Source organism: Pinirhizobacter sp. (assembly GCF_035317885.1).
In the GTDB taxonomy this organism is placed as follows: domain Bacteria; phylum Pseudomonadota; class Gammaproteobacteria; order Xanthomonadales; family Rhodanobacteraceae; genus Pinirhizobacter.
Window position 1 is genome coordinate 1 of sequence record NZ_DATHFX010000191.1, and the last position, 11,638, is coordinate 11,638.

Sequence of the window (11,638 nt, forward strand, 5' to 3'; positions counted from 1 at the left end):
CGGCGGTGTCTTCAACGGCGGGTGAAACGGTAAGGGCGAAGTCGCTGGCGGCCATGCGGTAGCGCGCGCCCAGCGCGGCGTCACCCACCAGGCGTAGCGGCAGCGTGCAGTCCATGCGGCCATCGGCCAGGGTCGAACGGATTTCCTCGCCGATCAGCAGGCCCGAGAGGTAATCCGGAACGCTTGACGCGTCGAGCGTGCCGTCGAGCATCAACGCCCGCGTCGAGAACAACCGTGACACGCCACCGGCGCCGCCACTGGCGCGCGCGGTGCGCACGCCGCGGCTGAAGGCGTCGACGTCCATGGGTGCATCGGGCTTGACCTCGACCGCCAGGATCGAATGGCGGGACAGCAGGGCGAACAGTTCGCCGGTCATGGTGGTCACGAAATCGGTGATCACGCCGTCCTTCACCCGCACCCATTTGCTGTGCGTCCCCGGCAGCACCACGGTCGCCTCGCCCTCGGGCGGCGGCCGCAGCGCCAGCGCGCCGACCAGCTGGGTCTCCTCGCCGCGCATCACGTCGGGGCCGCGGCTGTTGCGCAGGCCCGGCACCAGGTGCACCACGCGCCCGGCGGGGGCGGGAACCGGCACGAGGGCCGCGGCCAGCTCGGCTACGCCCGCGGGAATATCAAGGTAAGGCGCTTCATGCCAGCCATTGCGGCTGCCCACCATGCCGGCGGCGATCACCGGGCAGTCGGGCCAGCCGGCCACCATCGCGGCAAAAGCGCCACCGAAACCGCCTTCGGGCAACTGGCGGATGCCCCAGGGCTTTTGGCGGGTTTCCACGATGGCGCCAGCCGCATCGAGCAGGTAGGCGCGGAAGCTGGAGGTGCCCCAATCCAGGGCGATCAGGTGGTTCATGGCTTTGCCGCGCGGCGCGTTTTCAGCTTGTCGCGCGAATCGTTGATCAGGCCCCGCATCGCGTCGGCCGCAGCGTTGGGCCGGCGGCGGCGGATGGCGTCGTACACGGCATGGTGCTGGGGCAGGGCATAGCGGAAGTTGGCGGTGGTGCGGGCGGACATCAGGAAATACGTGGCAAGGGCGGTCTGGATCACCGAGAACAGCGAGGCGAGCAATTCGTTGTTGGTGGCGCGTAGCACCGCTTCGTGAAAGCGAACGTCGGCTTCGGCCCAGGAGTCGAGGTCCATCGCCTCATCCATCGCCTGGTAAGCGGCGGCGACCTCGGCCAGCTGGGCGTCGTCGCGGCGGCGTGCGGCGGCAGCCGCCGCGGCGGGCTCCACGATCTCGCGCATTTCCACCAGTTTGTCGACGAAGTCGTCGGTGGGCATCGCCGCGCAACGCCAGGCCAGGACATCGGCGTCGAGCTGGTTCCAGAAGCGGGTTTCGCGCACGCGCATGCCGGTCTTCTGGCGGGTTTCGATCAAGCCCTTGGTAGCCAGCACTTTCAGCGCTTCGCGTAGTACCGTGCGGCTGACGGCCATGCGCGTGGCCAGGGCTTCCTCGCGCGGCAACGGCTCGCCCGGGGCAAGGTTGCCGCCGACGATCATTTGCCCTAGTTCCTGGACCACCTGTCCATGCAGGTTTCGCGGTCCCGTCGTTCGCGCCACGTGGACCCCCTCAGGGTCATTTGTCATACAAATCATTTATAGCACATCGTCGGCGGAATTCATCGGTCCACCTTGCGCCCAAATTCGGCAAGGCCCACGCTTGGACACCTCCGGCCCAGGAATGTCCCCGATGCGCGCGATATTGGCTTGCCTTGTCCTGTCGTTACTGGTTTTCAGCGCCTCGGCCGCTCCCTACCCGCACCCGGGTGTGGTCACCGCCGATCCGCCGGCGGACAAGGCGAACCCCGCCCGCATGCAGGTTGCCCAGATCGACAGCCATGGTTCGAAGATGAACGCGGTGTTTTACCTCGCCTCGGGCGCGGGGCCGCACCCCACGCTGGTGCTGTTCCACGGGTTTCCCGGCAACGAGCAAAACCTCGACCTGGCCCAGGCTGTCCGCCGTGCGGGGTTCAATGTCCTGACCCTGCATTACCGTGGATCGTGGGGTAGCCCGGGCACGTTCTCCTTCACCCATGTGCTCGAGGATGCGGACGCCGCGGTGGCCTTCGCGCGCGATCCTGCCCATGCGAAGGACTATCGCATCGACCCCAACCGGATCTTCGTTGCCGGCCACAGCATGGGCGGCTTTGCCGCAGGTTGGGCCGTAGGCCATGCCAAGGACGTCAAGGGCCTGGTGATGATTTCCGGCGCCGACATGGGCAGCATCACCCCCGACATGGTCAAGGGCGCTGAGCGCAAGGAATGGGAGGAAGACATCATCCCGCTGGTGGGCTGCACCGTGGATGGACTGATCGCCGAAGCCCAGGCCAATGTTGCTACCTGGAAATTCCAGTCGTGGGTGCCGCTGCTGAAAGACCGCCCGGCCCTGTTGATCTCCTCCAACGACGGCCTGCAGCCCTCGGCGCAGGCGCTGGCCGATGCACTGCGCAAGGCAGGCGACTCGGACGTCCAGACCCGTCACTTCGACACCGACCATCCCTATTCGGACAAGCGCCTTGCGCTTACCTCAACCGTGGTCGACTGGCTCAGCGACCACGCGAAGTAACACGCCGTTCCACCCATTCGAGCAGGCCATCGGCCAGCATCGCCAGCGCCGCCACCAGCAAGGCGCCCTGTATGACGTAAGCGGGGTTGTTGCCGACCAGCCCCTCGACGATGGGCGAGCCCAGGGTGGTGGCGCCCACGGTCGACCCGATGGTGGCCGTGCCCACGGCCACGATCACCGATAGCCGCACGCCGGACATGATCGCTGGCACCGCCAGCGGCAACTCGGCGTCCGTCAGGCGCCGCCAAGGTCCGTAGCCCATGCCGTCGGCAGCGGCGATCGCGTCCGGCGGAACGCTGCGCAGGCCCGCGATGGCCTGGCCAAGTACGGGAAGCACGCCATATACCGCCAGCGCCAGCAAGGTGGGCGGCGCGCCGAAGCCCAGCAAGGGGACGGACAGCACCAGCACCGCCACCGGCGGAATGGTCTGGCCCACCACGGCCACGGCATTGGCCGTGGGCAACAGGCTGCTGGCGAAGGGGCGCGTGACCAGCGCGGCCACGGCCAGGCCGACCAGTACCGCAGTGGTGCTCGCCAGCAGCACGATGCCCGCGTGGATGGCTACCAACTGCCCGAACCCCGTGCGCAGGTACACCGGCTTTCCCAGCGTGGGAAACATCGCGTGGAACGCAGGCGCCGACTGCGGCAGCCAGAGCAACAGGGCAACCAGGGCCAGCGCCGGCAGGGCGATGCGCCAGTTCATCGCGGTGGCGCCAGCAGGCCATCCAGGCTGATCACCTGGCCATCGGCGCCGTCGACGCGCAAGGCACGCAAGCGTCCGTCGAGCATCATCGACAGAGCCTGGCGAAGGTCTGCATCGGCGTCGATCGACGGCGTTCCATCGGTAACTTTGCCCGGCATCATGGCGTCGCGCACCTTGCGCACCGATAGCAGGCGCAAGCCCGCCGATGCACCACCGACGAAGCCGCGTACGACCTCGTCGGCCGGGCTCAACAACAGTTCGAGCGGCGTACCGCACTGGCGAACGCGCCCGCCGTCGATGAAGGCTATGCGGTCACCCAACTGGAGCGCTTCGTCCATGTCATGGGTGACGAACACCACGGTGGTGCCGGTATCGGCGTGGATGCGGCGGAAGGCGCGCTGCAGTTTTTCGCGCGTGACGGGGTCGAGCGCGCCGAAGGCCTCGTCCATCAGCACGATGGCAGGTGTAGCGGCCATCGCCCGGGCCACGCCCACGCGTTGTTGCTGTCCGCCGGAGAGTTCCGCGGGCAAACGCGTGGCGATGCCGGCGTCGAGCTCCACCATCGCCATCAATTCCTTCACGCGGGCTTCGATGCGGTCTTCTTTCCAGCCCAGAAGGCGGGGCACGGTGCCGATGTTTCGCGCCACCGTCCAATGCGGGAAAAGTCCGACCGACTGGATCGCATAGCCGATGCCGCGGCGAAGGTCGGTAGCCGGCGTGTCGCGTACGTCCTGCCCATCGATGCGTATGGCGCCTTCATCGGGCTCGACCAGGCGGTTGACCATGCGCAGCAAGGTGGACTTGCCGGAACCTGAAGGGCCGACCAGCACGAACAACTCGCCCGAAGCGATGCTCAGCGACACGCCATCCACGGCCTCGCCCTGCCCGAATCGTTTGCTGACGTTTGCGAACTCGATCATGCGTGCGGCTCCATCCATCGTTCCAGGGCGCGGCAGGCGCCATCGGCGGCAAGGGCCAGCGCGATGATGGCCAGCGTGCCCAGCATGACAAGGTCGTTGGCGCCCTGGCCCAGGCCCAGGAATACGAAGCGCCCCAGGCCGCCGGCGCCCACCAGCGCCGCCACCGCGGCCAGGCCGATCGACTGCACCAGCACGATGCGCAGGCCCGCCGCGAACACCGGCAGGCCAAGCGGCAACTGCACGCGTGCCAGTACCTGCCACGGTTGCAGGCCCATGCCGCGTGCCGCGTCGAGGGCGGCGGACGGTGCTGTGGCCAGGCCCGCCAGCGTGTAGCGCACCACCGGCAGCAAGGCATAAGCGGTCAGTGCCACCAGGGCCGGTGCATTGCCCGTGCCCCCCACACCAAGCCACGCCAGCGGCGCCACCAGCAAGGCGAACAGGGCCATCGAGGGAATCGTCTGCACCAGGTTCAGCATGGCAAGGGTGGCGCCGCGCCCACCTTGCCGTTGCGCCACGGCAATGGCCAGCGGTGCACCCAGGACCACCGCCGCGGCGGCGGCGGCGAAGGCCAGCAGCAGATGCTGGCCCACGGCAGTGATGAAACGCGTTCGTTGCAGGGTGAACTCCTGCACGATGGAAAGCCTGTCGAACACACCCGCAGCAGCGATCGCCACCGCCAGCAGCGCAAGGCCAGCCCAGCACGCAAGGCGCAGGTAAGGCCGCGCCTGGATCTCGCGCAGGCGATCGGCTACCAGCAACACCGCTGCCGTGGCCATGCACCAGAAGCCCGCGCCCAGCTGCACCCGCGCGTGCTCGCCGGCCGTGGCAAGCAAACCACCGGCAGCCAACCCGGTGGCGGCCAGCAAGCCCGCCAACAAAGAGATGGCCACCACCAGGCCCGCCCCGCCGCGCATGCGCGCAGTCACCAGCACCAACAGCCAGGCCAGCGGCAGCCAGCACAAGGAGGGTACGGCGATGGACAGGTACCCGTGTCCCGTGAGCAGCCGGTTCGGGGCCACCACCACGGCGTTCAATGCCAGGGACGCCAGCAGTCCCGTGACGCCCAGCACCAGCAAGGCAAGCGGCCAGGCGCGCTCAGTCCAGCGCATGGATGGTCTCCAGGTAGTCGTGCGCCACCACGGAAGCGTCGGTGCCGTCCACCTGGGTGCGCGCATTCAAGCGGCGTAGCGTGTCCACGTCCAGGCGACCGAAGACCGGATCGAGCAGCGTGGGAATGGACGGATACTTTTGCAGAAGCGCGGCGCGCGCCACCGGCGCCGGCTGGTACACCAGTTCGACGTGGCGTGGGTCCTCCAGCACCACCAGGCCCGTCACCGCCAGCGCGCCATCGGTCAGGTACACCATGCTGGCATTCACCCCCGACGTACCCTCGGCCGCGGCCTTGATCGTCACCGAGGTGTCGCCCCCGGCAAGCACCAGCAACTGGTCCCCGCGCATGGTGAAGCCGTACGCCTTCTCGAAAGCCGGCAACGCCGCGGCGCTGTCAACGAACTCCGCGGAGCCTGCCAGCTTCACCCGCGCGCCGCCGTTCACCCATCGTGCGAAGTCGGACAGTGTGCGCAGGTGCTCCCGCTCGGCCAGGGCGCGGGGGACAGCGATGCCCCAATGGTTGTCCGCCGGCGCTGCCTGCATCCACACCAGTGCGTTGACCTGGCGATCAAGTGCCCTGGCCAGCGCATGGGCACGCGACGCATCGCGAAACGCCGGGTCGTCTTCGCGGTGGAAGAAGAACGCCGCGTTGCCGGTGTATTCGGGATAGATGTCCAGCTCGCCCGCCAGCAGGGCGCGGCGCACGATCGCGGTGGGCCCCAGTTGCGTGCGGTCGTCCACGGGCATGCCGGCATGGCGCAGCACCTGCACGATCACCTGGCCGAGCACGGCACCTTCATTGTCGGCCTTGGAGCCGACGCGGATGGCTTGGGCGAAGGCGTTGCCCGCCAGCAGCAGGCAGGCAACGACGACGATGGCGCGCCAGGTGGCGATGGGCCCGTGTCCTTGGGAGGGGTTAGGCCATGACTATATCGAACGGCCCGGGCCCGGGGTCAGAGTATTCACTCTGACCCCCAACCGTCTGACCCCAACCTTGGACCGGCGCCGTCCAGGGGTCAGAACTTGAAGGTGACCTTGCCGTACCAGTAGCGGCCGTTGAAACCGAACGGCGATAGCGAGGAGTACTGCAGGCCGTCCGCCCGGTCTTCGTAGATGTTGTTCAGCGCCGCCTTGGTCGGGTACTGGTTGGTGACGTTGTCGCCGCCCAGGGTGAAGGTCCAGGCATCGAAGTTATAGCTGGCGGCGAGGTCCAGCAGCCAACGCGCGGAAAATTTCTGGTCCTGGCTGGCATCGGCCAGGTCACCACGCCGGATCACCGCGCCATAGCGGGTGAGGTTGGCGTGCAGGTCGAAACTGCCGAGCAGCCAGTCCCCGGCGAACACGTACTTGGTGCGGGGCGTGCTGGACGTCAACAAGCCCTCGCTGCTGCGGCCGAACGCTGGCGTGGTGATCTCAAGCACCTTGGTCTTGTTGTAGTTGCCGCTGGCGGAGAGTCGCAATTTGCCCCAGCTGTCCAGGTCGGTGGTGTAGTTGGCGATCAGGTCGGCGCCGCGCGTGCGCGTGGTGGCGCCGTTGACGAAGAACTGGGCACCGGTAACCTGGCTGGTCGGCGTCGGATCCACGGCGATCTGGTCGGAATAAAGAATCTGGTTCCAGATGCGGATCTGATACACATCCAGCGTGGCGCTGAAGGCATTGTTCGGCTGCCATACCGCGCCCAGGCCATAGTTGGTGGATTTTTCAGGGGTCAGCGGCTTGGCGCCGAGGGCGATGGCGGCGGGATCGGACGTACGGAAGGTGCCGATCTGCGCCAGCGTTCCGTTCTGGATCAGCGTTACCACCGATTCGTAATTCTGCTGGGCCAACGACGGTGCGCGGAAGCCATTGGACACCGTGCCGCGCAAGGCAACCGTGTCGGTGAGCTGGAAGCGTCCGGACAGCTTGCCCGAACGCGTGGAGCCGGCGTCGCTGTAGTGTTCATAACGCGCCGCGACACCCGCGGAAAACCGGCTGGTGACGTCGGTCTCGGCGTCCACGTAGGCCGCTTCGCTGTGGCGGGTGAAGGTACCCGCCACCGACGGCGTAAGGCCCGGGAACACCTGCGAGCCACCTGCGTAGGGGCCGGTGGTGCCGGGGATCAGCGTGTTGGGATTGAAGTAGTACGAATCCGGTTCACCGGCATCGATGGTGTATTTTTCGTGCCGGTATTCACCGCCAAAGGAAAGTGTCAGCGGGTTCGGCAGCCAGCCCACCTGCAGCGGTTTGCTGATATCGACATTGGCCACGCCCTGTTCATTGCGGAATCCGCCGGCGTAGAAATAGGTGGGCGAGGAACCCGTGGATCGGTACAGGTTGGTGTTGATCGAATTGCCGATGTCGAACACCAGGTTGTTCACGCCGTAATCGGCCGAGGCATCCCAGCTCCAGCCACCGTCGGTGGTGCCGCGCGCACCCAGTACCGCGGCGCTGTCGTTGGAGTTGTTGATGATGTGCGGCAGGAACCCATTGGGGTACACCTCGATCACGTTGCGGTCGGAATCGAAGGCGCGGTAATAACCGTTGGAGTCCACTTCGCGGCGGCCGAGGTTCAAGTAGCCGTACAGCTCCACTCCCGGCGTGATGGCGTAACCGAAGTTCAACAGCGCCTGCTTGGTCACCACCGAAGGATCGCCGTACCGTTCGTACGGAATGCCGCTGGGATTGGGTGCGCCGGCAAGCGTAGTAGAGATATCGGTGTTCTCGGCACGGTTGGTCTTCATGGTGTTGCTGTAGTTCCAGGCCAGGCGCACCCAGCCTGGCGCCTTGCCACCTTGGCCATCGCCGCCCAGCGGGATGCCTACCGAACCCATCAGGCCGTTCTGTGCACCGTCTCCCTTGTCCTGGATGCCGCCGCTGGCGGTGATGGAGTTCTGGCCCGCCTCGCCGCCGTGCTTGAGCACCACGTTGATCACGCCGGCGATGGCATCGGAACCGTACTGGGCTGCGGCACCGTCACGCAGCACCTCGATATGGTCGATGGCCGAGACCGGGATGGAGTTCAAATCCACCGGTGCCGAGCCGCGGCCGATGGCGGAGTTGTAATTGATCAGGCTGGTGGTGTGGTAACGCTTGCCGTCCACCAGTACCAGCACATCGTCGGGCGACAGGCCACGCAGGCTCGCCGGCCGGATCGCATCGTTGCCGTCATTGATCGCCGGGCGCGGGAAATCCAGCGACGGCAGCAGCGAGGAAAGAGCCGAGGCCAGGTCCGTGCTGCCGCTGGCGGAGAGGTCGGCCGGGGTCAGCACGTCGATCGGCGAAAGGGATTCAGCCTCTGTGCGGTTGGTGGTACGGGTACCGGTCACGATCACCTGTTGCAGTTGCCGGGCATCCTTTTCGGACGCTCCGGTACCGACCTGGGCGAGATCCTGGGCGAAGGCGTTGGACGCCGGGAGCGCGAGGGTGATCCCAAGTGCAAGGAATAGCGGATGACGACGATTGCCTGGCTGGATTCGCATGCTGCCCCTCGTGGAAAGTCGTGCTGGAAGATCCCTGGCCACCGGTCTGTACTCGCCGGTTTGGCCAGGCGGTGCGACTCGCATGTTGCAATGCGGCAATCCGAATGTAACGGAAATGTAGAGGACTTGTGCTATGCGAATCTTTCCTATGTTGCGTCGCGTCAAGGAGGGTTACGGTGGGGGGCTGGGCTGGAGTTCGCGACCAGGAAACCGGGGGATCGGCCTTGGGCTACACGCTCCCAGCGGGACGGGTCCTGCGCAGGCGTCGATGGCGATCCATCGGGGGCCGACACCATGCGGGCGTTGTCCCGGCTGCTACGCTGAACCTGTAACATGCCGTGCCCTGCCACAAACTGGCCAAACATGGCAGGCTATGTGAAGCGCCGGCGCTCGATGAACTCCTTCGTCGAGGTATGCCGGCGTCAGGGAATTAGCGACTGGTTGAATGATTCGACCCAATCCGGTGCAGAATAGACGCCTGGGACGTTGCCAATGGCAGTGACCTGGGCGGGGGACCGGCAACTGGGTCGTTAAATCGGTTTCATCAACCGATCCCTGTCAGCTGACAAAAGCAGTTGCACTATCCGAACGCAGGCGCGGTGTTCCAATGCCGTGGAAGAATCAACCGGTTCGCTGGTTGGCATCGCGCCGGCACTTTGCCCTTTTAAGCCATGGAAAAAGACATGAAAGCCACTACCTCGCTCCGCCTGCTCGCCCTTGCCTCCATCGCCCTGGTTGCTGCTTGCAGCTCCAACAACAGCGACACCCCGCCGGCCCCCGCCGCCGCGTCGACGGCTCCGGCCGCTGCCCCGGCTCCGGCTGCTCCGGCTACGGCCATGACCCCGGCGACCTCCGCAACGGCCGCTCCGGCTGCCTCCGGTACCGCTCCGGCTTCCGGCTCCACCGCGCACTAAGAGGTCGTAACGGCGCGCGCCTGGTTTGCAGGTAGGCGCGCCGGCTTTCATGACCCTGCCGCGCAGCCGCGCGGCAGGGTTCTTGTGTTGCTCGCCGTTAGTCGAGCGTCTTGCGAAAGCCGATCGAAAAACGGTTCCAGCCGTTGATGGCCACCACCAGCAAGGTGAGGTCAGCCAGTTCGTTTTCCGAAAAATGCGGGTGCACTTCATTCCAGACTTCATCCGGAACGCGCCCGTCCGCCACCAGGGTGAGTGCTTCGGTCCAGGCCAGTGCCGCGCTCTCGCGATCGGTGAAGAAAGGTGTTTCCCGCCAGGCCCCGAGCGTCGCCAGGCGGCGTTCGTTCTCGCCCCCTTTGCGGGCATCGGCCGTATGCATGTCCATGCAGAAGGCGCAGCCATTGATCTGCGAGGCCCGCAGGCGCACCAGGTCCACCAGCGGCTTCTCCAGCCCGCTTTTGCTGACCCGGTGCTCCAGGCCCATCATCGCTTTGATCGCTTCGGGGCTTGCTTTGTAGAAATCCAGGCGCTGCTTCATAGGATGACTCCTGTGTGAGTGATGGACACAGGCTATGCTTCGTCATGGCATCATTGAATGACCATTTTTCGATATTTTTAGGTAGCCAAGGTTGGACCTCCAGCTCACCATCGACGAGCGTCAGGGGCTTACCGTCCAGCTTTACCGGCAGCTGCGCGCGGCCATCGTGGAAGGACGCCTGGCCGCTGGCCAACGCCTGCCTTCCACGCGCGAGCTCGCATCGCAGTTGGCGGTTAGCCGGAAAACCACGCTCGAGGTGTACGAGCAACTGGAAGCCGAGGGGTTTCTCGTCGGCCACGGTGCCAGGGGTAGTTTCGTTGGCCAGGGCCTGGCGTCATCCGCCGGGCGGCGTCCGGTGTCGATCGATATCGTTCCTGCGTCCGTCTGGCGTTCGGTTCCCGATGCGCTGGCCATGCCGCGGGCCGGCGCGGACTTGCGGCTGGATTTCCGTGGCGGCGTAGTGGACCGGCGCATCATCGACTTTGCCGCGTGGCGCCGCGCCCTGGCCCATGCGGTGCGTCTGCAGGCGCGGATGCCCGGCACCTACCGTGACCCGGCCGGTGAACAGGAACTGCGCCTGGCCATTTCGCGTTACGTGGGCATGCAACGCGCGGTGGCTTGCCAATGGAGTGACGTGCTGGTGACAGCGGGCGCACAGCATGCGATCAACCTCATTGCCCGCGTCATGGTGGAGCCGGGCGATATCGTCGCGGTGGAAGATCCCGGCTACCCGCCTGCCCGCCAGGCCATGCGCACGCTGGGCGCTCGTGTCGTGCCGGTGCCCGTCGACGGGCAGGGCATGGTCGTGGAAGCCATTCCCGCCGATGCGCGGGTGATCTACGTCACGCCGTCGCATCAATTCCCGCTGGGTATGCCGATGACCCTGGAGCGGCGAGTGGCGCTGGTGGAGGCGGCCGCCCGCCGGGGTGCGGTGGTGATCGAGGACGATTACGACGGTGAATTCCGCTTCGACGGTCGGCCGGTGGAGTCGCTCAAGAGCCTCGATCACGCCGGCGTGGTGATCTACGTGGGAACGTTCTCCAAGACCATGTTCCCCGACCTTCGTGTCGGCTACGCCATCGCACCACCTTCATTGATGCCGGTTTTGCTCAAGGCGCGGCAACTGGACGACTGGCATGGATGCACGCTGACGCAACTGGCATTGGGGCGCTTCATGCTTGAGGGTGATTTCGCCCGCCACCTGCGCCGCGCCCAACGCATCTACGCCCGTCGTCGCGAAGCCTTGCTGGGCTGGATACGGGGGCCGCTTGCCCCATGGATGGAAGCGGTTCCCTCGTCGTCGGGCATCCATCTCACCGCCCTGCTTCGTGACACCAGCGAAGCGGTGATGGTCGCTCGCGCGGCCAGGCTTGGCATCGGGCTTTATGGCATCGCCTCATTCCACGCAAGCGGGCAAGGGCCG

The 11,638-nt window shown here is 66.2% G+C and carries 11 protein-coding genes; 3 read left to right on the forward strand and 8 right to left on the reverse strand.

Going from position 1 to position 11,638, the window contains the following annotated elements; genetic code table 11:
• Both VK519_RS05970 and VK519_RS05975 read right to left on the reverse strand, forming a co-directional pair.
• The coding region (locus tag VK519_RS05970) for a 2-dehydro-3-deoxygalactonokinase (protein ID WP_324348214.1) at window positions 1-862 on the reverse strand (862 nt) is incomplete at its 3' end.
• On the reverse strand, window positions 859-1,605 hold the full coding sequence (locus VK519_RS05975) for a FadR/GntR family transcriptional regulator (protein ID WP_324348216.1): 747 nt from the start codon (window positions 1,603-1,605) through the stop codon (window positions 859-861). The genes VK519_RS05970 and VK519_RS05975, both read right to left, overlap by 4 nt.
• Before the next feature lie 94 nt (window positions 1,606-1,699).
• On the opposite strand from VK519_RS05975, the gene VK519_RS05980 reads away from it, so the two are divergent.
• Window positions 1,700-2,575 carry an alpha/beta hydrolase family protein gene (locus VK519_RS05980; protein WP_324348217.1) on the forward strand — a complete coding sequence of 292 codons (876 nt, stop codon included), beginning with the start codon at window positions 1,700-1,702 and terminating at the stop codon, window positions 2,573-2,575.
• On the opposite strand, the gene VK519_RS05985 is transcribed toward VK519_RS05980, so the two are convergent.
• The 5 genes from VK519_RS05985 to VK519_RS06005 form a co-directional block, all read right to left on the reverse strand.
• Window positions 2,556-3,278, reverse strand: a complete 723-nt coding sequence (locus VK519_RS05985; RefSeq protein ID WP_324348218.1) for an ABC transporter permease — start codon at window positions 3,276-3,278, stop codon at window positions 2,556-2,558. The two genes, VK519_RS05980 and VK519_RS05985, sit on opposite strands and share 20 nt — an antisense overlap.
• Complete coding sequence (locus VK519_RS05990) at window positions 3,275-4,198, reverse strand: ABC transporter ATP-binding protein (protein ID WP_324348219.1); 924 nt, start codon at window positions 4,196-4,198, stop codon at window positions 3,275-3,277. Before VK519_RS05990 ends, VK519_RS05985 begins: the two co-directional genes overlap by 4 nt.
• Window positions 4,195-5,307: an ABC transporter permease gene (locus VK519_RS05995; RefSeq protein ID WP_324348220.1), complete on the reverse strand. Its 1,113-nt coding sequence runs from the start codon at window positions 5,305-5,307 to the stop codon at window positions 4,195-4,197. Before VK519_RS05995 ends, VK519_RS05990 begins: the two co-directional genes overlap by 4 nt.
• The gene (locus tag VK519_RS06000; RefSeq protein ID WP_324348227.1) at window positions 5,294-6,202 is read right to left on the reverse strand and encodes an ABC transporter substrate-binding protein; all 909 of its coding nucleotides are present in this window, start codon (window positions 6,200-6,202) and stop codon (window positions 5,294-5,296) included. Before VK519_RS06000 ends, VK519_RS05995 begins: the two co-directional genes overlap by 14 nt.
• 122 nt (window positions 6,203-6,324) lie before the next feature.
• Entirely contained in the window at window positions 6,325-8,766 is a 2,442-nt protein-coding gene (locus tag VK519_RS06005; RefSeq protein ID WP_324348221.1) for a TonB-dependent receptor plug domain-containing protein, read from the reverse strand.
• Window positions 8,767-9,449: 683 nt separating this feature from the next.
• Here VK519_RS06005 and VK519_RS06010 point away from each other — a divergent pair.
• Entirely contained in the window at window positions 9,450-9,680 is a 231-nt protein-coding gene (locus tag VK519_RS06010; protein WP_324348222.1) for a hypothetical protein, read from the forward strand.
• A gap of 97 nt (window positions 9,681-9,777) precedes the next feature.
• Here the strand turns inward: VK519_RS06010 and VK519_RS06015 are convergent, their stop codons facing one another.
• Window positions 9,778-10,215, reverse strand: a complete 438-nt coding sequence (locus VK519_RS06015; RefSeq protein WP_324348223.1) for a carboxymuconolactone decarboxylase family protein — start codon at window positions 10,213-10,215, stop codon at window positions 9,778-9,780.
• A gap of 91 nt (window positions 10,216-10,306) precedes the next feature.
• Here VK519_RS06015 and pdxR point away from each other — a divergent pair.
• Window positions 10,307-11,638, forward strand: a 1,332-nt coding sequence (pdxR, locus tag VK519_RS06020) for a MocR-like pyridoxine biosynthesis transcription factor PdxR (protein ID WP_324348225.1), incomplete at its 3' end; no start/stop codon positions are given.